Here is a 23890-nt window from a genome sequence, read left to right as displayed (position 1 = left end):
TAAATAGACTAGATAGTACGTTTAGCAGTCTATAATTATAATTTTTTGGTACAATTATATTGAAAGGTAAAAGGAGCTTCTAACATGTGGTTCATTTCGGCAATTTGGCCTATTATACTAGTCGGGGGAATTGTAGTATTTGTAATAAAAAGATTGGAACATAAATATAAGCACGGCAAATTGGGTAAGAAAAAATCAAAAGAGACTCAACTGTTATTAGACAGTTTCATACCTATAGGAATGCTTGTCGGCTGTATAATTGGCTTGATTTTCGGCATGTTTTCCCCAGATTTCTCACTACTTTCAATTAGTTTAGGATCCGGAATAGGCTATTTATTTGGTTTTTTTGCCTATAAATTTTATAGCAAGACAGGAAACAACCTCTCATAATCCAAAAAGAATAAGCGGAACAGTACATAGTAGTCATATACAATATGTACTGTCCTTTATTTTTGTATCAACACTATCACCTTACCTTTCGCCTACTATACACCTTTTTTATTGATTTTCCTCTCCTCCACCTTTTGCATATCCGCTTTTTTATTTTCATTGGATCTATAACCAAAGTAAAGTAGCGCACATGTAGTAATAGAACCTACAATGTATCCTAAAAAGCCTCCTAACCAAAACATAAAAATTGCCTCCAATCCATTATAAATTTTATGTAGTAGACATCTGTAAACCGCTCTCGGTACCTCCGTTTTTTATTACAGATTGGAAAATCCCCCCAACTATTCCATCCATGAACATTCTGTCTTCTCTATTTTGATTATTATCTATAAAATTATTTATACCACTAATTCTTCCATTATCTCAAATAACAACTTTATTATAAAGTTTGCACTCACATTACATATATGTAGCATCACTGTCTCTTTTTCATTTTACCCTTGCAACTGGAGTTTACTTCTACAACTTAAAAACAAAAAACCCCCTCAAAGCATAAACTTCAAGGGGTGAGCCTGTTTTTTATTTACTTATATACGTACAGCTGTACCACTTACAGCAACCATTAACATTCCATCACGAACAACTTCGTAATCTACGTCAATACCAACGATAGCGTTCGCACCTTTTTGTTTTGCGAGTTCTTTCATTTCATCCATTGCGATATCACGAGCTTCTTTTAGCTTGCTTTCATAAGAACCAGCACGACCACCGACAACATCACGAACTGAAGCGAATAAATCGCGGACAATATTTGCACCCATAATAGCTTCACCATTTACAATATCGATATACTCAATAATTTCTTTACCTTGAATTCCAGACGTTGTTGTTACAATCATGACTGACACTCTCCTAATAAGTTGTAGTTTTGATAAGCTTTCTTATGTCTTTATTATGACATGGAAAAAGTATCTAATCCATTGAATTACCTTACAGGAATGTGACAGTTTTGTAATAATAAAGCGCGCATTATGTTTAATTTTAATAAAGTGCTTTAATATTGGGATACATAAACGATTCTCTATTTTCTTTCCAATCCTTTTCTACTTCTTTAAAAGTTGGTCGCCCTAATTCTTTGTTATTTTCATGTTTACTAAACCATTTTTTCACATACTGGTCTCCATTTTTGTTTTGAACTGTACAAAGGAAACTATTACTGCTATCCTTTAATATTTTTACAATCACGAAAAGGCACCTCTTCCCTTTTAAATAACATGATAGAACTTGATCTTTTACTATAAGCCCTTCCTCTCTTATAGTCATACGACTCCTCGGCCGCGCCAAAGTTGTAAGATCAAAAAACGATATTCACTTTGTTTATATTTTATTTAAAGAAATCAGAGTTATAGGCATTATGCTTATCAAATATTTTATAGATTTCTAACTTATCATCTAATTTTGCATCTACTAAAATTAATATATTTCCATCGTAAATATACTCTTCATATTTCTTAGCATGGTCTTCAGGGATTCCTAAGCCGATAAATGCCCCTATTAAACTTCCAGCTCCACCGCCAATACCGGCTCCTCCAATAGCTGCTGCGATCGGTCCTGCTGCTACGATTGGACCCATTCCAGAAACGGCAAGTACACCAAGACCTGTTAATAAACCACCAAGCCCGCCTGCTACCCCTCCAGCTACAAGCCCTGTCGCTGAAAAGATATCTGCTTTATGTGCAGTTTCGCTATTCACTTTTTCACCCGATTTTTCTTCTAGATGTTCAATTTCCTTTTGATCTTTCGCAATAGCTGAAATGTTATCTGCTGAATATCCTTTATCATTTAATTCATTAATAACGAGTGCCGCATCATCAATTGTTCTAAAAACACCTACTATTTTTCTATCTACATTCATAACTATTAACCTCCTAAAGTTTTATGTAATGTATCTTTATTTTTCTTCATTTCTGTATACACTAATCTTCTTATTAACATAACCATTTACGAAAAAAGCGAATAGTAAAAGCACTACAAGTGAACTACTTAACAAGTAAATTAAATCAAATGTAATATTAATCATCATTTCATTCATGTATACCAGGCTCCTTTTTATTTAAAGTAAAAGTATATTTTGATAGACTAATCTACTAAACATAGACATCTTACAATTCATCTTCAGTCAATCTCTTTGTAGTATATGTATACCCTTCCTAACCTTTTCTAAACGTAAAAAACTATAATTATATTTTTTCTTATTTTATATGTTTAACATTTTTTAAAACGGGTATGTTTATATTGTTATGCTTACTATATGGAAAGGAATATTACGATGAACGCCATTCACTCTACTACTATTTCTTATAATGAAACACCTACAATAACGCAGATTCATCATTTTTATGCTTTAATGACAACATTTCAAACGAATGTATTTATAGGTAAACACGGAGCACTTACTTCTATTAAAAACTTAAGCACTCTAGTATCCTTTTTCCTTACTGTAAAAAAGAAAGATCTTATATTATTTATTTTTGAAGGAATAGATGCAAAAAGAGCTTTAAGAACACTCTTCCCTTCTTAGAATGTTTGTTATCCTCTATTCCCTCGTTTACTACCTTTCATATATGTTTTTATATTTCAAAATGATTTCCTCTATAAAAAAAGAACCCCCTAATACAATAGGGGGATTTCTAGTTTGGCCTTATGAAAACTGATATAATATATATTACGTTTTTCATTCTTTAAAATAGAAAAGTTTTAATAACCTTGAAGGTAGGAATTTTTAATGAACTCGAAAGCAAAATTTAGTATTCGCTACAAAATTATGGCTGGTTATTTAGTTATCATTTTGTTCTTACTTGTTTCTTTCATTATGTTAAACAATGAGATTTCCAACTTACAAAAATCTCGTAATTTTATTATTGATCATGATTTTAAAGTTCTCAATTTAACGAATCAAGTGGAGAAAGAGTTACTAACAATTGAAAATACAGCGAAAGGGTTTATCATTTCTAATAACCCTAATTACGTGCAGTCCCTTAACTCTGCGGAAAAGGATTACGAAAAACATTATCAAGATCTTTTTTCTTTATTAGAGGATAACCCCTCTCAGCAAGAAAAATTAAAACAGATTAACGAAAACATTACTAGTTGGATTAATAAAGAGATTCACCCACTCATTACAAATAATAATAGTAATAATGTACAAACAATCGACACGACTAAAATTCAGTCCTTACAGTCACAGGTAACTAACTTCCGTAGCACTGAGGAGCAATTAACGAAAAAAAGAGCAGCACAATTAGATACTGAAAATAATAAATTAGAGATTTGGTTATACAGTTTATTGTTCTTACTTTCTTTTATTTCCATTATCGTTTCACTCTATATTTCGAATTCCATTACAAAAACGATTAAAAATGTAATTCAAGCTATTAAATCAATTTCTTCTAAAGAAAAAATTACGGAAAGAATTCATGTAAATACACATGATGAAATAAAAGATCTTGCTCATACAACGAACCACTTACTAGACGAAATATCGAAAAGAGAGTGGTTACAAACTGAGCTTGCAGAATTAATTTTAATGTATCAAGGTGTATCTTCTATTGAGATGTTAGGTAAAAAAATTCTTAGTGGAATTATACAAAAAACGCAAACTTCTTGCGGTGCATTTTATGTACGTGAAGAATATGAAGAAACTGTCTACTATGTGAAAAAAGCTTCTTTCGCCGATCATGGTGCTGATATTGGAAAACAATCCATTAAAATGGGTGAAGGTTTCATTGGACAGTCTGCCTTAGAAAAGAAAAGTTTTATTCTCAGGGATATACCCGAAGAGTTTCGTTATGTCACTAGCGGAGTATTAGAAATACGTCCTAAAAATCTACTAGTCATCCCTATCTTATTTGAGGATGAGGTGATTGCAGTAATGGAGTTAGTAAGTGTAACTGAGATTTCAGACTTACATCAAGATTTAATTCAACAAACTATTGATAATCTAGGTTTAACAATCCATAGCATTATAGGACGTATGCGAATTCAAACTCTTTTACATGAATCACAAGCAATGACAGAAGAGTTACAAGTTCAATCAGAAGAATTACAAACGCAAGCGGAAGAACTACAAATGCAAGCGGAAGAATTACGAACAACGAATGAACAATTAGAGTCTAGAACTGAAGAAGCTGAACAAAAGACAGCTGACTTACAAATTACCAAATCAGAATTAGAAGAAAAAGCAAGCGAGTTGTTACGCAGCTCAAAATACAAATCTGAGTTCCTAGCAAATATGTCACATGAATTACGCACACCGTTAAATAGTATTTTACTATTATCTGAAATGTTAAGAGAAAATCATGATAATCATTTATCGGATGATGAAATTGAACTAGCAACTGTCATTCATTCATCAGGGAAAGACTTACTTACTTTAATTAATGACATACTAGATTTATCTAAAGTAGAAGCAGGCAAACTAGACATCATTTTTGAAGCAACGAACATAAGTGACATGGCAGCCAATATGCATCAAAACTTTTTACATATAGCTGCACAAAAAAATGTCGAATTTACTATTGAAGACAGTGATACGATTCCTGATCTGTTTTATACAGATGCAAAACGGATTGAGCAAATTATTAAAAACTTATTATCCAATGCATTTAAATTCACGGAAAAAGGATCCGTTTCTTTACATTTCGATTCAATAGAAACAACCAATTTAAGTCATGATATGCAGTCTATAAGTAAAGATTGGATTACAATTTCAGTAAAAGATACTGGTATTGGTATCGCTAAAGAACAGCATCAACTTATTTTCGAAGCCTTTCAACAGGCAGATGGAGCAACGATTCGAAAGTATGGTGGCACAGGACTAGGTTTATCTATTTGTAAAGAGTTTGCTAGATTGTTAGGTGGTTGGATTACGTTAGAGAGTAATGTAGGAGAAGGTAGTACTTTCACAGTATATATTCCTAACCTTCCAAATGGATTACATGATATACAGTTATCCAATTTAGAAGTCGCAGCAACGATAGAAGATGTTATTCCTGCTGAAGTTGTTGAAGAAACTATCGTTACTACCGAAACAAATAACGTCTTCCAAGAGAAAAACATTTTAATTGTCGATGATGATCATCGAAATATATTTGCGTTACAAAATGCATTAAAAAAACAAAATGCCAACATTATTACTGCCCAAAACGGCATAGAGTGTTTAGAAATACTAAAAAGCAATACAAATATTGACCTTATTTTAATGGATATTATGATGCCTAATATGGACGGTTATGAAACGATGGAAAATATCCGAATGAACTTAGGGTTACATGAAATACCTATTATCGCATTAACTGCTAAAGCAATGCCAAATGATAAGGAAAAATGTTTATCTGCTGGCGCTTCAGATTATATAAGTAAACCATTAAACCTACATCAACTCTATTCGGTAATGAGTGTATGGTTAATAAAATAAGTGAGGTTTAGTTGGAGTGGAAAATAAGTATTATAATTTTGATCCATCAGTAGATACGGATGAGCGCACGAACTTAGAAATTGAATTACTATTGGAAGCGGTATTTAAACTATCAGGATTTGATTTTCGCCAATATGCTCGCACATCTATTTATAGAAGGATTTGTAATCGAATGCAGCTCTCTAATATCCCAACCATTTCAAAATTAATTGAAAAAGTAATTCACGAGGAAGGGGTTTTAGAACAGTTATTAAATGATTTCTCGATTAATGTAACTGAGATGTTCCGTAACCCTGCCTTTTTTAAAGCGCTAAGAGAGCATGTTATTCCTGAATTGAAAAAGCAACCTGAAATTAGAATTTGGCATGCTGGATGCGCAACTGGTGAAGAAGTATTATCGATGTCCATCTTACTTCACGAAGAAGGATTAAGTGAAAAGTCGGTTATTTACGCAACAGATATGAATACAAATGTGTTAGAAAAAGCAAAACAAGCTATCCTCCCGTTAAATAAAATGCAAACTTATACGAAAAACTATTTACAAGCTGGCGGTACACAAGCATTTTCTAACTATTATTCAACAGATAATCGTTTTGCTTATTTTAATCCTTCACTGTTACAAAACATTATTTTTGCACAGCATAATTTAGTAACCGATCAATCTTTTAACGAGTTTCATATTATACTTTGTCGTAACGTTTTAATTTACTTTACAAGTAAACTTCAAAATCAAGTGCAGCAACTATTTTATGAAAGCTTAAGTCACAATGGATTTCTATGTTTAGGAAATAAAGAAACTCTTCGTTTTTCAAATATAATGCCGCATTATACCCAATTTAATCCTAGTGAACAAATTTATCAAAAAATACAATAAAGTGAAACTTTAATCAGTGGGGGTATCCCCCACTGATTATTAGTTGAACCAATCGGGCATTTACGGGCAGTTGATCTCCCACCTACCTTCTTTGCTTCAGACTATTTTTTTTGGTAGGAGTCTTACTGCCCGTTAATGCGAAATAAAAAGCGTATGAAATCCTCTGTTTGGATTTCATACGCTTTTTATTTCGCATTCGTTTGTATCATAATTAGACACATATCATCTGATTGCGCTTTCTTTTGTTCTTCCTTGTAAAACCCTTCTATCTCGCCTTCTAAATCTCCCCATTTTCTTTCTGTAAAAGTACGTAATTTCTCTTCAGACTCAAATTCATCATTTGCAATTGCTTCAAGAACACCATCTGTAAACAATAATATTTGAGCGTTCTTCTCAAAAGGTATAACTGTCTTTTTAACTTTTATTTCATCAAAAAATCCTACGGCACAACTCCCGCGATCTAGTTCAACTACATTTGTTTCATCAACTAAAATATATCCAGAAGGATGCCCTGCATTTACATATTCAACTGTTCTATCTTCTGTATTAACAACTAAGTATATCGCCGTAAAATAATAAGGAATATTATCATTTTCATTATGTAAAAGGGTCATATATTTATTTAATTCTTTAATAACGAGTTCTGGATCAATTAAACATTTAATTGTTTCACGTAATACAGACGAAATAAACATACAAACTAATGAAGCAGATACACCATGTCCCATCACATCTAATAATATAATACCGTAGCGATTTTCATCGATTTTATACCAATAATACATATCTCCAGCTAGTTTAAATGAAGGTAAGTAACTTGCTTCAATTTTTATATGATCTTCTCTTAATGGGCTACTTAATAAGTTTCTTTGTACTTGCGTAGCTAAATCTAGTTCATTCCGAAGATTTTCTTCTTGTTCTTTATGCCAATTTAATTCTGATTTCAAGCGTAACGCTACACGCATACGTGCTAATAATTCAACTTTATTTATAGGTTTCGTAATATAATCCATTGCCCCCATATCAAGAGCTTCGGCCAATTTATTTGCATCCTCTAAAGCTGTAACAAAAATAATAGGGATATCTTTAAACTTCTCCTCTTTTTGTAATCGCCTACAAACTTCAAGTCCATCAATTTCAGGCATCATAATATCTAATAGTATTAAATCAATTTCATTATGCCTGGAAGAATCTTTTCCAAACTGTATGTATTCGAAGAGCTCTTGTGCAGAATTGAGCGATACAAGATCATGATATCCGGCTTGTTTTAAAATCTTCTCAATTACAAATATGTTAACCGGATTATCATCAACAATTAAAATGGACACAAGTTATTTCCCCTTTTCTTATTTAAAATGTAAATCTATTATCATTTTCTATTTTTCTAGTATTACATACTCAGTTACAAAATGAAAATTTCTTACTCAAACATATTTATACAACAAAAGAACAAACCCCTAGAAATAGGAATTTGTTCTTTCACTCTATAAATTTCTACTTTTAATTTAAAACCATTGCTTTATCATTTAAAAGACGATCTAATTCTTCCATATGATTTGTTTCATCTGCAATCATATCTTCTAGTTTTACAACTAACTCTGTCATATTTAATTTCGCTGCCTGTTCTTTTCTCGTTTCATAACGCTTAATTGTTTCATATTCTGATTGTCTAGCGGATTCTAACATTTCTCTAACATCTTCTACTTGTTTCACTGGTAAAGGGATCGTAGTAGGTGTACCACCTAGCGTCTTAATTTTCTCCGCTAAATATAGGGCATGTCCTTGTTCATCACTAATTTCAGATTCAAAGAAAGGTTTTAACACTTGTCTATATATACCAGAAACTGTAGCTGCATTATGGTTATACATAATAATTGCTGAGTATTCTCCTGCTAAATCTTCATTCAATCCTTCGATTAGTTCTTTCACATCGTGTGACATTTTCATATCTCCTCCTATACTTAATAAGTACCCCTTTTCTCATGTTTTAAACATAATTATTTTAAATTTTTATGTATCTAAAAATGCGGCTTGCTTCAATTTACTTATCGCTTGTCTTTTAATACGAGAAACGTGCATTTGTGAAATACCTAACCGTTCCCCTGTATCTTTTTGATTTAAATTTTCTCCAAATATATAATGAATAACACTCTTTTCCGTATCATTTAATACGTTAAAAATATCCTTTAAAACGAGACGCCTTTCTGTCTCTTCATATCCTTGCTCTACTTCACCTACAGATTCAATTCTCGCTACCGAACTTCCATCAGATGAATTTTCAACTACATCATCTAAGGAAGATACTCGATAATTATTTTTCGCATCCATAATCTCTAGAACTTCCTCTTCCGATAGTCCTAAATGATTTGCAATTTCTATTATCTTCGGTGAACGTTGCAGGTGATCTGTTAACTCCTCTATCGCAAGTTTAATTTTCCCGCCCAAATCTTTAATTCGTCTTGGAACGTGAATGCCCCAAGTTTTATCGCGTAAATACTTCTTTATTTCCCCTACTATCGTAGGTATTGCAAAAGGCTCAAAAGCATTCCCTATCGAATAATCATACCTTCTTATTGCACCTAAGAGCCCTAACATCCCTACTTGTATAATATCCTCATGCATCGGCCCGCCTTTTGAATAGCGATATGCAATGGAATATACGAGATTTTTATAATGATCAACTAACCTTTCCTGCGCTTCATTACATTGGTTTTGTTGGAATTCTGCAATTAGCTTAATAACGTCTTCTTTAGTAAGAGTTGTAGGTTGAGATTGGATTTCCATCATTCTCCACCTGCTCTCTTTGTATATATTTTGTCATTAAAACTGTCATTCCCTCATCATGCATAATTTGTATATCATCCATTAACGTATTGATTAAATATAAACCTAAACCATTTTCCGGCAAATGTTCTACTGGTTTACTAATATCATACGGACCAACTTTCCTTTTTAAGCTATTAAAATCAAAGCTAACCCCATTATCCGCAACCATAATTTCTAATCGATCTTCATATAAGCCAAAGACAATTGTAATTTCTCCAACGTCTTCTTTGTATGCATGTTGTACAATGTTTGTACATGCTTCACTAATAGCAATTTTCATATCTTCTATATCGTCATAAGCAAAGCCCATTCGATTCGCAACACCAGCCATTGTTAAACGAATAATAGCCACATATTCTGCCTTTGCAGGAATTTTCATTTCTATCTTTTCAAATCTCTCCATCATCCCTAGTCACCTTCTTTCTACTTTTTCAAAATCGGAATTCAAATTTAATATTTCTGTTAACCCTGTAATATCGAATAATCTTTTTAATCTTTTAGATACATCGATAAACTCTAGTTTTCCATCATTTTTCTTAACTGCTTTTAATAGCGCTATAAAAACACCTAAACCAGTACTATCCATATAATCTACGTTATGAAAATCTACTACAATATGAACCTCTTTTTCGCTTGTAATAGGCATTACCTTATTTTTTAAATCTGATGCCGTATACGCATCAATCTCACCATTAAGTTGTACCGTATAACCTACATCATTTTGCAAAATATTTATTTCCAAATTCATCATTTCCGCCCCCTTATCTCAAACTTTTACTATTTAATTACCCATAAAAATTAGGTTTAAACATATTTTTTTATTTTCATTATAAATAAATTTTCTACACCTTTCTCGGCTTAACACTTAAAAAATACTACCGAATGTTTAAACCTTATAAATTTGTGTATGTATAATGTATAAACATTATTTTTAGGGGGATCTATCTATGGAAGAGCACAACTTTAAAAAGGGAGATTTTGTTCAATTTTCTTATCGACACGATCATGCTACAACGTTAGTTGGTTCCATTATTAACATACTAACAAATACAATTGTAGTTGATATAGGTAATAGCGAGGACTTATCTCATATAGAACCGAGGCAGGTCGTAAGAATAAATAATTGTGAAAAAGTAACGATGGTTTAATACATAATAAAAAGTGTAATTTCAATGAGTGGGGGCCTTCATCTCCCGCTTATTCCTATGCAGATTACATTAAAAAAGCATCCAAATTAGTTTAATTGGATGCTTTTTTATGTATATTTATCAGTTCATTCACTTTATAGTTATATATAATAAACTTAAGATTACTATTCATTATCATACTTACGCTTTCCGTAGCATTCTAGAGAAGAATGTAACGATTAAAATAAAGACGATTGCACCTAATAACGCTGGAAGAACAAAAATGCCTCCCCATTCAGGACCCCAATGACCAAATAACGCACTACCTACCCAAGATCCAATCAAACCAGCAATCACATTACCAACTATACCTAAAGGAAAGTCTTTTCCCGTAATCATTCCAGCTAACGCACCAATAAGTCCACCTACAATACACGTAATAATAAGTCCCACAATTAAACCTCCTATATTCGTTTTATATTGGATTTATCAAGCTTTGGTATGTAACCAAAGCTTGATAAACATGTATTATTCTTTATTATCCAATCCATCACTTATCTTTTGTTTCACTTTTCCGACTTTTTCTTTTATAGTTCCCTTCGTCTTCTCCCACTTCCCTTCATTTTTCAACTCTCTATCTTCTGTAACTTCACCAATTCCTTCTTTTAATTGCCCTTTTTTCTTTTCAACTTTACCAGTAATTTGTTCTTTCAGCCCGCTCTCACTCATATTTCCCATCTCCTTTTCGTAATAGATTTATAGATGTAAAGGGTACAAAATTAAATAGAATACATGCATCTTCTTTCTTGTAACCATTCACCGACTCTTTCTAAATCCTTAACGAATAACAAGATTTTTCCTTCATCCAGCTTTTCTTCATAAAAGTTCGCTTCTTCCTCATTAAGCCCTAACTCTTGCATTTTATTTCTTAACTGATCTCCTGTTTTTTGAAAGACGTTAATAATGCTTGTCCCAAGTCCTTCCTCTTTTATTCCAATCGTGTTCACGTCTGCATTATCTGCGATTCTATCTGTCCTCTCTTTCTCATGTGTTAACACGTAAATATCTTTTTGTTCTATTCCTTTCTTCACTAGATCATTCGCCGCATTCATGACCTCTTTCTCCGTAATAAATTCATATACAAAAGGTTTACTATACTTCGTTTCCATCTTTAACTTCCTCCTTTAAAATGAATTATTTGTTATATTATATGTAGTACACCTATTTTCGAAATGTTAAACATAAAATATGAAAAAAATTATGTGAATTTTAATTTTAATAGAAAATGAACAACATCATTTACCACTTTAAAACATCTTCCCCTTACAATAACTACCTAATTTAACAGAAAATCGTTATAATTAAATTCAAGGAGGGATACTATGAAAAAAATCATATCTATATGCGCTCTAACCGCTCTATCTTTCACTTTAATAGGTTGTACAAGCACCTCGGCTACAGATAAAGCTTCACAAGTTAAGCAAGAACACACACAACATACCTTTCAATTAAACTCCGCAAATATTTCAGACATTGAAATACTAAAAACAACAAATCATACTACTTCCAAATCTCAAACAGATAACGAAGAAATGATAAAATCTATCGTTTCAGCAGTTCAAAATGGAACACCTAAAACAATCACTTTAGATCAAAAAAAGAGAGAATCTGCACATTCTACTATTACCGTTACATATAAAGATGACTCAAAAGAAGAATTTCTTGTATGGGTTGATAATAAGGAACAAATTACAATCGCTAAAAATGAGAAGAAAGATAAGGTAGAAGGTGTGATAGTGAATATTAAAGATGCTAAAATGATGAAGGATTTCTTTTAAAATTCTAGTTAACGTAAAAAAAGAGTAGGATTACATCCTACTCTTTTTTTACTCATGCCCAATAAATAGACTTTTATAAAAGCTATTTAAGGTCTAATTTTGCTAAATCATGTTGTAAAACATTATTTCCTTCTTGTGGGTTAAATACGATTGCACTAAGACCAAAAACATTCGTAACAACATCTCTATCTTTCGGACGAATGATTCTTACTTCATAAGCAAAAAGTGCTGGAGGAAGAGCTGCTGAACGAAAAGTAACATATCGATTAGGTGGCAATGTTTGCGTTGAAGGGTCTATTAATGGTAACAATACCGGAGAACCAGATGACCAATCAAATATTTCAACAGTTACTCTACGAGTATCGTCAGGATCAACATTCATAGCATCCACAGTAAGAAATAACGTAGCGGAATGTCTACGTAATATACCCGTTGATAAAGTTTCATTATGATGTTCACAGCATTTTTTTGGAGGGTGACCATAGCCATAACTCATACCAATTCCCCCCTTTCATTTACAATTAAGGACAAGTATTCCTTATAATATATAATGCTAGTATTCTTTTATTGAAAGGTATAAAAGCGGATTTCTATCTATATTTTTGGATATTTTGTTTTTTATTTATTCGCTTTTAAAGAATGATATAGACTCTCCTATTTTGCCTTTGAATTCCTTCTAAGAATAAAGTGCAACTTTATTCTGCCCTCATCAATCGAGGTCTTACTCCCCGGCAAATAGCGGGATAAATCTATTTTGAAAAGGACCTGCTCCATTCATTCGTAAAAGCATAAAGTAAATGGAATCCGTTAAAACACATGAGTGACCCCTTGGTTTTCCCTTCCTGTTAAAAGGAGGAACTGTTATGGGCTTTGGTGGTAGTTGTGGTGGCTGTGGCTTCGCTGGAGGATTTGCTTTGTTAGTTGTATTGTTTATTTTATTAATCATCGTTGGAGCTGCTTGCTTCTGCTAAAAAACTATCGGAAAAGACACTTTTATATGAGTGTCTTTTCTTCATAAAAAATACGCAATGTGCAGTTTAAGTGTAAGATGTAGTATTACATCCCTCTCCAAAATGAACTTCGATACTATAAATTTCGTTTAGATGCAATCTTAAAATTTTAGTTTAATAGCAATATGGTGAAACTCTATTCCATATAATATTGCTATTGCAGAAAAGTAAAACAAACTGGACAACCTAGATTTCAAACTGTAAGATTAGATGTTGGTGAAATTGGGCAGCAAAGCATATATAGAAAATAGGTGTTAATTTTGAAAATCAATAAAAAATTCGAACCAATAATTTTTAATATCTTTATGATTTTAGGTATATCTAGTATTATCTCTTTCGTCATGGTTTCAATGAATGTTGGATATACAGCTTTATTTCTCAAATCATGGATGAAAACATGGGGAATTGCTTTCGTACTTGCATTTTTAGCTTCTAAATTATTACCCTTTGTAGTTAAAAAGATAATGAAAATCTTCACTTTTGTTGAGAATGATGCTTAAGAATAAAGTGATGTACTACTCCGGTTCATTCCAATTAAAAGAGTTTATTATCACAAATACTTAACCTAGTAAAATGTTTCAAATCGAAGGAAGGCATCTTACAGGTTGTCTTTTCTTTATAAGTAAAAAAAGCCCACCTATTTCCGTAGGCGGGCTTTATCTTTATTACACAATACGAAAGTATACTCTCTTTTTCTCTGAAATTTTATGTAATTTTACATATTCATGAACATACATGTCTTGATGGACTTTATCTATATACTCATGGCAGTAATCCATTGAAAATGTATCTTCTTGAAAGCAAAACTCTCTTTTAGAAAAAAAAGACACCCTAAAGTTCATTCCTCCGACTTGAACCTCTTTAATTTTAATAATATGTATTGGACTCTTATCTAAAAAATAATCTAATGTATTCCAATAAGAGAAAGATAATGATAAAATAAAAGTGCAACAAGATGTTGCTTAGTTTTTAAATTTTATGGGAATAACACAAAAGCTAGGTTTGGTCGCCAAGTTTTTTCATTCCTATCGGTCATGAAATACCCCGGTTGGTCGCTGGGGTATTTCTTTTTTTATTAACGTATATATAGGTCTATTATGGACAAAATAAAATATAATCTTAGTAGAAGATAGAACACTGACATCTTTGCCGCTTCTAAATCACTTTGGTCTTGTGCGAAGAAAGTATGGTCAGTACTTTCAGCTCAGTGTTCGATCTACTTTAGTTTTTGAGTTGAGTGTTGCTAATCATAGCAGCACTTTTTTACATTCCAATTTGTTCTTTGATGAATTGAATTATATGTTTTACAAACTGGCTTTGCGTGAAGAAGTAATGAATATTTCTCAGTACTGTCGTCCACGATGCTAGATTACTTACGAAAGACTGGGATTCTGTCTTTTTGGTCGCCTTTTTTTTACGTTTTTTCATTCCTGTCCCTCCCTTCATAAGGGAAGGGCAAAGATGGCACATTTTATATTTTAAAGAGTTATATAGAAGAGGACAAGCTATTCATTAGCAAAATAAAGAAAAGACACCCTAAGGTGCCTTCCTCCGACTTGAACCACTTTAATTTTAATAATATGTATTAGACTCCTATCCAACTATTATTTTACTATGTTAAGTTATTTTTGTTTATTGAGAAATACAATAATTTATTTATGTTGGTCGTCTGTATGGTCCATGCAGCGATTAACAAGAGGACAATAGCAGTGATGACACCTAAAAGTCATTGCTTGAGCCGATGGCTAGAAACATAAGCATTACTGTGTATTTATGAAATCTCATTATAAGCAACCTCCTAGTGGAACTACACATTGGTAGAAAAATATATATACTTCTACTTGATAAGTTCTTATTTTAATCATATATAAAAGGAAATGAAACCGGCTATAACAATCAATGGAAGGATTACTGCGAGTTTATTTTTTAGAGGGACACGCTTGTCTGGGACGCCGGGGATGGATAACAAAAGCTAGTAAAAGAATTACTCCAATAATACCTAAAAGTGTATGAATGATGATCATCCTCCTAAGTAATATTATTATTAAAATTATATCACATTCAAATGTTTATAAAGTAAATATTTTACAATATAACCCAGATGTTGCATTTTTAAATTCAAAAAAGCCCCTCAAAGCATCAGCTTTAAGAGACCCCATCCTATCATCTTCTCTCTTCATACAATCGATTTGCTTTATACGAGCAAACGAAATACATACATGTCACAACGGGGATAAATGTCAAAAAAAGTCCTCTCATTAATGCAAATGGCGTTTCAAATAAGAATGACCATAGAAATGATACACCTTGCTTATCCCATAATCCTGGCGTCAAGTATAGTTCTTTCGGATTTACAAAGGCTCCTAAATTCATTGTATTACTATACATAAATAAAAATAATATCGGCAAATAACAGATCGCTAATTCTAAAAATGTTTTAGATAGACGCTTATACTTCCCTGCTCGTGACATTGGATCTGAAAAAATGTCATCTTCACTTTCTTCATCTACCTTTTTAAAATATTGCGTACCTGACCACCTATTACCAGCTATATGCTCCCAGCCACTATCTTCAAATAATGTGCAGTAATTAATAAAATCACTTTTTCTACTAAATACTCTATGGTCTATTTTAATCGTCGCATCTTCCGGTTCTGTATATCTAAATGTATAACCAAATGTATTGCTTTCTAGTTGATAGCCTTTCCAAGCCATCTCCTCTAACCATTTTTCCTCTTTCTCAAAGTCTAAAAAGAATTTCAATCTCCACATCATCGTTTCCCCCTAACTATACGTGTAATAAACTTTTTGTAACCGCAATAATGTGCTGCATTCTCATAAAGTCTAAATGCAATACTTCTTTCCCGCGTTCCGTAATGACATACACTTTTCTTCGTTTATCTTCGCTTTTTACCGATTCTATTAACCCTTGTTTTAATAAATTTTCAACCGCACCATACAATGTACCCGCTGCGATTTTCACTTGATGATTACTCAGTTCCTCCACCTTTTGCATAATTAAATATCCATGAGCTGGCTCTAACAAAGCTAAAAGAACGTAATACGTTGTTTCCGTTAATGGTAAATTTTTATCTCTATTCATAAAGACCTCCAATGTAACGATAAGTATATAGCTAAACTGTATAGTTCAACTGAATAGTTTCATTTTATACAGTCAGACTGTATATGTCAAATGTAGGAATAACTTTATAACCCAAAACAAAAACGCTACCTTTTTAAAAGATAGCGTTTTTGTTTTATCCTTGCTTATTCTTCGCCTTCATTTGCTCTTCATAAACAAACTTCGCGGTCATAAAGTCGTTAGAAAAATCTTTCAATGCATTCTTCATTACATTTAATTCTTCTTGTGATTTAATTTCAATACTGTTTAAGAAATCAAATGCTTTTGATTGTTCCTCCGCAACAAAATTTTGTGTCATATAGTCATCTTGGAAGTCTTGCTTCGCCTTTTCTTTTACTTTATTCATTGCATCTGTTTTGTTTATGCTTTTCATAGGGTTTTCGAATGCTCCAGTAGGTTGTTCCGGTTTTGGCTCTTCTTTCTTTTCCGGCTGTTGCGCTGGTGCTGGTTGTTGTGGTTCTTGCTTTGGTTGTTCTTGTTGAACCGGCTGCTGCGCTACTTGTTGCTCTTTTTTCGCTAACTCATCTTTTAACTTCTTCACTTGCTCATCAAGAGATTTTTTTTCAGTTTCTAACACACTCATATCACTTTTCAACTTTTGCGTCTCTTCAAAATGTTCATCTACTAATTTATTATATTCTTTCTCAGAGTACATTTTTTCACTGGTTGATGTCGTTTTCTCTTTCGTAACAACTACATTAATAATTATAAATAAGGCTACAATTCCTATTAACGCAGCGAAAATCTTCTTTTTATTCATGATTAATCCTCCAAAATGTAAAATTTCAAAAATTATCATAACAGACCAATTCGTTTTTACCTGTCATATTTTGTCGAATCAATATAATAAAAAAAAGCATCTGAAACAGATGCTTTTTTCTCATTCTTAATACGTAAACGTAATTGTCACTAAAGAATACCCTTCTTTCGCATTGTAAGGCTCCGCTTTATAAGAAACTCGATTTGCCCCTTGCGGATAATCGATTTCGCCAATTGCCTTTTTCACATCTTGCAGTGCACCATTCATTGATTGCTTGTACAGCACTTCAATTTTCTCTGGTTTCGCACTATAGCGCTGCTGCATTTTATTTTTTAATTCAGTATAGTTGTTTACGATATATTCATTTCCTAAATAGTTTAACTTTGTATCTTTTAATATTTGCTGATATGCAGGCGTTTTCGTACTACCTGCCGCAATTTTGTTTGTCAGTGTACTATAATAATTTGTTGTAGCTTGCGGATAGTCTCCGCGGTTCCACTCATGATTTCTTGCGATTTGTTCATCTGATAAATTGAAATACGAATACGTTACGCGGCCCTGTTCATCTGGAACCGGATCATCGAATGTTGTATCCAGGTGATACCATTTGTTTTCGATTTTCACTAAATTCCAAGCATGAGGTTGTCCGTCCCCAGTTCCTGTCACGAAATGATTTTCAATTCCTGCTTCTTTTAATAATTGATAAGTTAATAGTGCGTAACCTTGGCAAACCGCAGAACGATTTACTAGTGCTTCATATGCTGTGTAAGCTTTATAAGACGTATCATAAGAAACATGTTTTACTACGTAATCATGAATCGCCTTCACTTTTTCGTGATCATCCATTCCAACTTGAGTAATAGAAGAAACGATTGCTTTCGCTTGTTTCATGACATATTCCGTCTGTTCTTTCGTTTCACGATATGTAATCTTAAGTGTAAATGTATAATTTCCAGGTGATCCAGAAAGTCCATATGAAACATTCGATCTATTATTATTTGTATACTCATTTTTACTTGCAACTTCTTTATATGCGTTAAAAAGTGTATTCATCACTTCGTTTGTATTATTGTTTTTCGTTTTATATGGAAGTGTAATATTTGTCTCGTATGTATTAATACGCTTTTGTACTTCCTCTTTAAAAGCTGTTAATAATGCCGCATCTCCTGTGTCTTTCACATCAGCATTTTTATACTTCAAAGTTTTATATAAAAACTGCGCATACTGTTCACGTGTTACTGTGCCATACGGTTCAAAATTCCCGTTCCCTGTGCCATCTGCGATTTCATTTGACTGCACTGCACTAATTGCGTTTTCTGCCCAAAATGGATTTGGAACATCCTTAAAGGTATGTTTTTGTTTTGCCGCAAGATGGAAAGCATTTGTAAGAATTTGTGCCATTTCCGCACGACTCACAGAAGCTTTCGGTCTAAATTGGCCATTTTCATCACCTTTAAAAACTCCTAAATTCGTTAAAGTTAATACCTCTTCTGGAAACATTGTAGAACTTTGATTAATATCACCGTAAGGATTTTTAAACGTAGACCCATCCTTTAATACGTAACGAGTTCCATCATTACTAAACGAACCGCCTTGTTTATTCGGTACTAACACTCGATAAATTAAAGCCGCAACTTGCTCCCTTGTCGCAACATCTCCAAAACCAAATATCCCATTTCCATAACCGGAAATAATATTTTTACTCGCTAAATCTTTAATCGCAGGATATGACCAATGTGATGTCGGCACATCAGAAAAAACACCCACTTCAGCAGCTTTTACATCGCTACCATTTGTATATAACAACGCACCACCAATAAGTGATAATGATGTAATTGATTTTAATAGTTTTGTATACATAATGTCTTCTCCCAATACATTCTCTATTTTTGTTGGTTTATGTCGAAAAATCTAAAAATATGACAAAATATATTATACAATTAAAAGTTTTTGATGGATATATTGAATTTTAAAATATGCAAAAATTCATATTGTTATAAGGATTCATAGTAATATTATGTTATTTTACTTGCGAATATACAAATAAAAAAACGCTCATTTGAGCGTTTCATCTATATACCTAATAATTACTTTTTCTTCACTTAGAACTCTTCTTCGGTAATAATCCTTTGATATAACAACTCTTTATACTTCAATATTTCTTCAACCCCACGGCTCTCCATGCGTATATTGTATAACACTTGTTGTATTGACCTCTGATTGGTCCGTTGAAACATTTACTCCATTTAATAGTATGACCGTAATTATTAATCCAATTGAACTGCTGATGATCCTTTTCATTTTAAAGCCCCTTTCTGAAAACCTTTTTCTTTTTCTTTATATCCTAAATAGAAGTATTCACTAGATTTTATTGAATTTCCTTCTTCATGATATTTAACCGCTAATTTTTCAGCATATTCCTGGACATATTGCCATAAACCTACTTCATTAAAGAAAGAAATTCCTTTAGAAATGGCTAACTCTAATTCTTCAGCAGAAACATTCTCATTCATTTCTTTTAGAATTGTAAAATGATGTTCATATTCTTTTTGTTCCAGTTCATTACAAATTATTAATCCTTTTTCAATTAAGGACGCTGCAAGCTTTGTCTTTCCTAACTTTAAATTCTCTCTAGCTTCCAAAAAAATCGCTCTAAAGTGATTCGGAATTTTTTGTGATACTTCTGATAAGTAACGAAGTGCTAAATCAGATAGGTTTTGCTCTGCATACATAACCCCTAAACTATGTCGAACTCGTAACATTAGCTCCTCTTCATTCTGCTTTTTCAAAATATCCAGAGACGACATGAAATAAACTTCTGCTTGTTCAAATTCATTTAGCTTTACACATGCTAAACCCAGAACATTGTCACATGCTGCCACCTTCCTGCTATACCCGTACAGCCCTTCAAATGTATTCCTTGCTCTAGTTGCATATTGAATTACTAAAATAGGCTGGCAAACGTGATAATAATAGCTTGATAGCTTAAAGTTAAATTCTGCTTTTTCAATTGGATCCTGAATATTTCCCAACAAAGATTCTGCTATTCCATAATGCTTTTCAGCCACTTTAAAATCACCGTTTACTGTAGCATGAGAAGCCTTAAAGAAATGGTAATAATATAATAAAGATTCATCTGATGGAGCTTCATCTAACTTCATTTTTCTTAGATCATTCTTAGATATGTCAGATTGATGGGGATAAAACTCTGCACTTAACATTTTAAATCTAAAATCTACAAGTGAATAAAACTCTGTATTCTTTCGATCTTCTTCCATACTATTAACTTTTGTATCAATACTTTGTTTTAATTCCTTTGCCTTAGAGAAATTCTGTGAACGAATTTCTCTATACCACTCATGTAAAAGTAAATTGATTTCTTCCTTTTTTATTACATGTACACTCATATAGCCCCTTCTCCTTTGTCTATAGATTACTAACATAATAACAAAAATCTTCCAGCAAAACTTTTAATTTTCTGAATATTGTTGTTTCAAAAAAATTTCTCAATACAATCCCACCATTTTATCCCTTTAAACTATAACTTGTTCTGTTCCTTATTCGTTTCTATATAAAAATAACACATCATTATTAATAGTGATGACACATGAAAGTCTATCCTTTCATAAGAAAGCCTCTTTTCTTTTGTACATTATATCCATTAGGACTCATTTATTTTTTACGAAACCCACCCTTTTGCTTCCGCCGGCGACGAGGAGTGGGGTTTTTGTTATCTTTTTCTAAAATTTGTTTCCTAAAAACATACGCAGAAATTTTACGTACAATGGTTTTCACAAATACTTTTAGAAGTTCAAACAAAACTCCATTAGAGATAGTTTTATAAAATTTTTCACCACTAGCCGTAAAAATATCTTATAATCTCTATATAACAAATTAATGTATTAGGGGTAGATAAAATGCCAGTTACACTCGAACTTATTCTTTTCATTCTTATAGCAATTAGTGCTGTTGGCTATTTAATAAAAGAATTTCAAAAAACTAGGAAACGAACACTTGGAATTTCACTAGAATTTTTAGTTCTTTTCTGGTCAATATGGAGAATATCAACTATTATAATCTAATTTATAAAACATAAATTCCTTCGAATGAAGTGAAACTCTAATCAGCGGGAGTTTTATGGGATAAATTTACCAGTATTTTTACCACAACATTCATGTTAAAATCCCTTGTGAGTACGACATAACTCGACCTTATGAAGCTCCGCAGCTTTTATCGCGGAGCTTTTTTTATTAAAATTAACGCTTTTGTTCACTTTTTTGATACATTTACGAAACATTTATATGTTACGTTATATAAGTCCTTTTTTAAATCTTATTCATTCTAGCAAAAAGTCCTAGTCCCCCTAGGGCTTTTTTGCATTCAAACAATGAGTTGTATTTTTTCTCAATAACCGAAACTACTTAACATGGTAAAATAATAATCGGACTGGCATTCAATACCATATTACAATGGATCAAATCGCAAAAAGGCACCTTAGGGTGTCTTTTTTATAGAGAATCAGTTTAAAAACTAAAAATAAAAGAACCTCAATAAATGAGGTTCAAAAAATCTACTATTTTAAATTACCTTCGTAAAAAGCAACTCCATTTTGAACATGTTTTAAGTACCACGTAATCGTCCCGCCACAAACATTTTCATTAAAGCTATTAGCATATACTCCATTTGAGTAATAAAGAGTTCTTTTGAATTTACCATTAGAATACTCATAAGGAATTGAGCATGTTGCTTGCTTCGGAGAGCTCACAGCTTTTTGCGTATCAGCTGAAGCTGCACCAATTCCCCCTGTTAATGCAATACCTGTTGCTACTGCTCCTACTACTAATTTCCTGAACATAATAAATCCCCCTTTAATAATTTTTATAGCTTACAACTTAAATGTATCACTTTTGTAATTTATGTAAATATCTTGAATATGTAGAAATATTTATTTAATTATTGGTAATATTAGGATTTTATTTTATCAAATGGATAATAGAGGGATTAGAAAAGCATGTAAAAATACAGATAAGTTTATATTAAATGAATGTGGTTCAAGTCGGCGAAAGGAACTTTTGGTGTCTTTTTTTGTACATAAAAAAATCTCACCATCTTATAGAAACGATAAGCCCTTTAAAACAATAATTGCAACTATATTAATTTTACATTACATTAAGGTTAGAGAATGTTCTTATATTAATAAAGTGCTAAATAGTAGGTGGAAAAATGGAATTTAACGATTTGGGTATTACCATTAAAGAACTTAGAATTAAAAAAAATATATCACAATCCGAATTATGTCATGGAATATGTTCACAAAGTCAAATTAGCAAGATTGAAAAAGGTATGATTTATCCATCTAGTATATTGTTATATCAATTATCAGAAAGACTTGGTATTGATCCGAATAACATATTTGCACTAACTCAAAATAAAAGATTAAAATATGTAGAAAATGTAAAATACGTAATAAAAGATTGCTTAAAGCAAAAACAATATAAAGAACTTTATGAAATAGTGAAAAAAGAGAAAAACTTAAATAATTTTCAAACAAAAGAAGAGAAACAATTTCTAATATGGCATGAAGCAATTGCTATATTTATGGTGGATAAATCATTAAAAACTGCTTTAGATTTTTTAAATAATGCATTAAAACTGACTTTAACTAATTCTGATTTTTTATCAGAAAGAGAAATAGATATTATGCAAACAATGGCTATATTTTATGCGGAAAATAAAGAATATGAAAAAAGTATTAATATATTAAAAAGATGTTTAACTAATTTTAATAAGTTAGATTTTCCTAGAGATAAAGAAATTAAATTAAAAATCATGTTAAATTTAGCAAAATGTTTAGACTTCACATATCAACATGAAGAGGCAATAAAATACCTTGATAAGGGCATCAAATTAGCAATTAATCTAAATACTTTATACCTATTAGGTGAACTATTCTATTTAAAAGGTCAGTATTTATTAAAAATTAAACAACATAATGTAGAAGATGTTATTTATAACTGGAAAAAAGCATTGTTTATATTTGAACTAACAGAAAAAGAATATTATACAAAAACGCTACCAGATCAACTTACTGAAATACAAAATAAAAAAAACTCATAATTTCGTAAAAACTACTTACAAATCCCACAGAAAAAATCCTTATAGCTTTTAAACTTAGATCGATAATATTAAAATAATTTAAGTCGGCGGAAGGCACCTTTTGGTGTCTTTTCTTTATTTTTACAAGGAGCTGTTCAATTAATTCTTAAAAACATAATAGGAAACATTGTTTTATTTATCCCATTTTCATTCATGCTATATATAAAATTCGTTAATAAATCCACCTCAAACATACCTATATGCATAGGAGTACGTTTGAGGTGGAACTCCTTCAAATACTAGTTCCTTTTATAAGCCGTTTTTTTGATGTAGATGACATTATTCTCAATA

Annotated in this window: 32 protein-coding genes; 10 read left to right on the top strand and 22 right to left on the bottom strand. The window is 31.9% G+C overall.

Annotated features, from left to right (window positions below; genetic code table 11):
• Positions 1-84: 84 nt before the first annotated feature.
• The gene (locus MHH27_RS05500) at positions 85-390 is read left to right on the top strand and encodes a hypothetical protein (RefSeq protein WP_071731868.1); all 306 of its coding nucleotides are present in this window, start codon (positions 85-87) and stop codon (positions 388-390) included.
• A gap of 95 nt (positions 391-485) precedes the next feature.
• Here the strand turns inward: MHH27_RS05500 and MHH27_RS05495 are convergent, their stop codons facing one another.
• The 5 genes from MHH27_RS05495 to MHH27_RS05475 form a co-directional block, all read right to left on the bottom strand.
• Positions 486-632 (bottom strand): hypothetical protein, encoded by a 147-nt coding sequence (locus MHH27_RS05495; protein ID WP_176520596.1) that lies wholly within the window; start codon positions 630-632, stop codon positions 486-488.
• Between the two features lie 345 nt (positions 633-977).
• On the bottom strand, positions 978-1289 hold the full coding sequence (locus MHH27_RS05490; RefSeq protein ID WP_000637510.1) for a YbjQ family protein: 312 nt from the start codon (positions 1287-1289) through the stop codon (positions 978-980).
• Between the two features lie 142 nt (positions 1290-1431).
• Positions 1432-1635 carry a DUF4028 family protein gene (locus MHH27_RS05485; RefSeq protein ID WP_000635853.1) on the bottom strand — a complete coding sequence of 68 codons (204 nt, stop codon included), beginning with the start codon at positions 1633-1635 and terminating at the stop codon, positions 1432-1434.
• A 139-nt stretch (positions 1636-1774) separates the two neighbouring features.
• Entirely contained in the window at positions 1775-2305 is a 531-nt protein-coding gene (locus tag MHH27_RS05480; protein ID WP_065228404.1) for a general stress protein, read from the bottom strand.
• A 36-nt stretch (positions 2306-2341) separates the two neighbouring features.
• Complete coding sequence (locus MHH27_RS05475; protein WP_001004571.1) at positions 2342-2482, bottom strand: hypothetical protein; 141 nt, start codon at positions 2480-2482, stop codon at positions 2342-2344.
• 237 nt (positions 2483-2719) lie between these two features.
• Here MHH27_RS05475 and MHH27_RS05470 point away from each other — a divergent pair, with 237 nt between their 5' ends.
• From MHH27_RS05470 to MHH27_RS05460, 3 genes are all read left to right on the top strand, one after another.
• Complete coding sequence (locus MHH27_RS05470) at positions 2720-2971, top strand: hypothetical protein (protein ID WP_053565099.1); 252 nt, start codon at positions 2720-2722, stop codon at positions 2969-2971.
• 204 nt (positions 2972-3175) lie between these two features.
• Entirely contained in the window at positions 3176-5866 is a 2691-nt protein-coding gene (locus MHH27_RS05465; protein ID WP_340941856.1) for an ATP-binding protein, read from the top strand.
• A 16-nt stretch (positions 5867-5882) separates the two neighbouring features.
• A complete protein-coding gene (locus MHH27_RS05460; protein ID WP_000429043.1) occupies positions 5883-6740 on the top strand; it encodes a CheR family methyltransferase in 858 nt (285 codons plus the stop codon).
• Positions 6741-6925: 185 nt separating this feature from the next.
• Here the strand turns inward: MHH27_RS05460 and MHH27_RS05455 are convergent, their stop codons facing one another.
• The 5 genes from MHH27_RS05455 to MHH27_RS05435 form a co-directional block, all read right to left on the bottom strand.
• Positions 6926-8068: a fused response regulator/phosphatase gene (locus MHH27_RS05455; protein WP_098284609.1), complete on the bottom strand. Its 1143-nt coding sequence runs from the start codon at positions 8066-8068 to the stop codon at positions 6926-6928.
• A 172-nt stretch (positions 8069-8240) separates the two neighbouring features.
• A complete protein-coding gene (locus tag MHH27_RS05450; protein ID WP_000017755.1) occupies positions 8241-8681 on the bottom strand; it encodes a ferritin-like domain-containing protein in 441 nt (146 codons plus the stop codon).
• Positions 8682-8750: 69 nt separating this feature from the next.
• The gene (gene sigB, locus MHH27_RS05445; RefSeq protein WP_015055091.1) at positions 8751-9527 is read right to left on the bottom strand and encodes an RNA polymerase sigma factor SigB; all 777 of its coding nucleotides are present in this window, start codon (positions 9525-9527) and stop codon (positions 8751-8753) included.
• Complete coding sequence (gene rsbW, locus MHH27_RS05440) at positions 9490-9972, bottom strand: anti-sigma B factor RsbW (RefSeq protein ID WP_000970583.1); 483 nt, start codon at positions 9970-9972, stop codon at positions 9490-9492. Before rsbW ends, sigB begins: the two co-directional genes overlap by 38 nt.
• 6 nt (positions 9973-9978) lie before the next feature.
• Positions 9979-10317 (bottom strand): STAS domain-containing protein, encoded by a 339-nt coding sequence (locus MHH27_RS05435; protein WP_340941853.1) that lies wholly within the window; start codon positions 10315-10317, stop codon positions 9979-9981.
• Positions 10318-10513: 196 nt separating this feature from the next.
• Here MHH27_RS05435 and MHH27_RS05430 point away from each other — a divergent pair, with 196 nt between their 5' ends.
• Positions 10514-10714, top strand: coding sequence for a hypothetical protein (locus MHH27_RS05430; protein WP_029442044.1), 201 nt, complete (start codon positions 10514-10516; stop codon positions 10712-10714).
• Between the two features lie 180 nt (positions 10715-10894).
• On the opposite strand, the gene MHH27_RS05425 is transcribed toward MHH27_RS05430, so the two are convergent.
• From MHH27_RS05425 to MHH27_RS05415, 3 genes are all read right to left on the bottom strand, one after another.
• On the bottom strand, positions 10895-11146 hold the full coding sequence (locus tag MHH27_RS05425) for a GlsB/YeaQ/YmgE family stress response membrane protein (protein ID WP_000522903.1): 252 nt from the start codon (positions 11144-11146) through the stop codon (positions 10895-10897).
• Positions 11147-11221: 75 nt separating this feature from the next.
• On the bottom strand, positions 11222-11422 hold the full coding sequence (locus tag MHH27_RS05420) for a CsbD family protein (protein ID WP_053565102.1): 201 nt from the start codon (positions 11420-11422) through the stop codon (positions 11222-11224).
• A 50-nt stretch (positions 11423-11472) separates the two neighbouring features.
• Positions 11473-11862 (bottom strand): general stress protein, encoded by a 390-nt coding sequence (locus tag MHH27_RS05415; RefSeq protein ID WP_053565103.1) that lies wholly within the window; start codon positions 11860-11862, stop codon positions 11473-11475.
• A gap of 213 nt (positions 11863-12075) precedes the next feature.
• Between MHH27_RS05415 and MHH27_RS05410 the strand changes: the two genes are divergently transcribed.
• Positions 12076-12531 (top strand): hypothetical protein, encoded by a 456-nt coding sequence (locus tag MHH27_RS05410; protein ID WP_053565104.1) that lies wholly within the window; start codon positions 12076-12078, stop codon positions 12529-12531.
• A gap of 82 nt (positions 12532-12613) precedes the next feature.
• On the opposite strand, the gene MHH27_RS05405 is transcribed toward MHH27_RS05410, so the two are convergent.
• Complete coding sequence (locus tag MHH27_RS05405) at positions 12614-13027, bottom strand: hypothetical protein (RefSeq protein WP_340941850.1); 414 nt, start codon at positions 13025-13027, stop codon at positions 12614-12616.
• A gap of 367 nt (positions 13028-13394) precedes the next feature.
• On the opposite strand from MHH27_RS05405, the gene MHH27_RS05400 reads away from it, so the two are divergent.
• On the top strand, positions 13395-13502 hold the full coding sequence (locus tag MHH27_RS05400; RefSeq protein WP_000505670.1) for a YjcZ family sporulation protein: 108 nt from the start codon (positions 13395-13397) through the stop codon (positions 13500-13502).
• A gap of 299 nt (positions 13503-13801) precedes the next feature.
• Positions 13802-14041 (top strand): DUF2798 domain-containing protein, encoded by a 240-nt coding sequence (locus MHH27_RS05395; RefSeq protein WP_000700210.1) that lies wholly within the window; start codon positions 13802-13804, stop codon positions 14039-14041.
• 763 nt (positions 14042-14804) lie between these two features.
• Here MHH27_RS05395 and MHH27_RS05390 read toward each other — a convergent pair.
• The 7 genes from MHH27_RS05390 to MHH27_RS05360 all read right to left on the bottom strand — a co-directional run bounded on the left by MHH27_RS05390 (position 14805) and on the right by MHH27_RS05360 (position 20850).
• Entirely contained in the window at positions 14805-14969 is a 165-nt protein-coding gene (locus MHH27_RS05390) for a hypothetical protein (protein ID WP_000746319.1), read from the bottom strand.
• Between the two features lie 735 nt (positions 14970-15704).
• Positions 15705-16316: a DUF2812 domain-containing protein gene (locus MHH27_RS05385; RefSeq protein WP_002083001.1), complete on the bottom strand. Its 612-nt coding sequence runs from the start codon at positions 16314-16316 to the stop codon at positions 15705-15707.
• 13 nt (positions 16317-16329) lie between these two features.
• Positions 16330-16644 carry a PadR family transcriptional regulator gene (locus tag MHH27_RS05380; protein ID WP_001078063.1) on the bottom strand — a complete coding sequence of 105 codons (315 nt, stop codon included), beginning with the start codon at positions 16642-16644 and terminating at the stop codon, positions 16330-16332.
• Between the two features lie 154 nt (positions 16645-16798).
• Entirely contained in the window at positions 16799-17443 is a 645-nt protein-coding gene (locus MHH27_RS05375) for a hypothetical protein (protein WP_063675046.1), read from the bottom strand.
• Positions 17444-17569: 126 nt separating this feature from the next.
• A complete protein-coding gene (locus MHH27_RS05370) occupies positions 17570-19303 on the bottom strand; it encodes an S-layer homology domain-containing protein (protein ID WP_340941846.1) in 1734 nt (577 codons plus the stop codon).
• A 303-nt stretch (positions 19304-19606) separates the two neighbouring features.
• A complete protein-coding gene (locus MHH27_RS05365) occupies positions 19607-19744 on the bottom strand; it encodes a Phr family secreted Rap phosphatase inhibitor (RefSeq protein WP_000821342.1) in 138 nt (45 codons plus the stop codon).
• Positions 19741-20850, bottom strand: coding sequence for a response regulator aspartate phosphatase (locus tag MHH27_RS05360; RefSeq protein WP_016082632.1), 1110 nt, complete (start codon positions 20848-20850; stop codon positions 19741-19743). The genes MHH27_RS05365 and MHH27_RS05360 overlap by 4 nt, the downstream gene beginning before the upstream one ends.
• A gap of 510 nt (positions 20851-21360) precedes the next feature.
• On the opposite strand from MHH27_RS05360, the gene MHH27_RS05355 reads away from it, so the two are divergent.
• Entirely contained in the window at positions 21361-21525 is a 165-nt protein-coding gene (locus tag MHH27_RS05355; RefSeq protein WP_001145511.1) for a hypothetical protein, read from the top strand.
• Between the two features lie 491 nt (positions 21526-22016).
• On the opposite strand, the gene MHH27_RS05350 is transcribed toward MHH27_RS05355, so the two are convergent.
• Positions 22017-22298, bottom strand: a complete 282-nt coding sequence (locus MHH27_RS05350) for an LCI fold-containing protein (protein WP_000488870.1) — start codon at positions 22296-22298, stop codon at positions 22017-22019.
• A gap of 368 nt (positions 22299-22666) precedes the next feature.
• On the opposite strand from MHH27_RS05350, the gene MHH27_RS05345 reads away from it, so the two are divergent.
• Complete coding sequence (locus MHH27_RS05345; protein WP_090975702.1) at positions 22667-23560, top strand: helix-turn-helix domain-containing protein; 894 nt, start codon at positions 22667-22669, stop codon at positions 23558-23560.
• Positions 23561-23890 lie beyond the last annotated feature (330 nt).

Origin of the sequence: Bacillus sp. FSL L8-0152 (assembly GCF_038006365.1) — a bacterium.
Classification (GTDB): Bacteria; Bacillota; Bacilli; order Bacillales; family Bacillaceae_G; genus Bacillus_A; species Bacillus_A cereus.
This window is presented reverse-complemented; position numbering and strand designations above follow the sequence as displayed.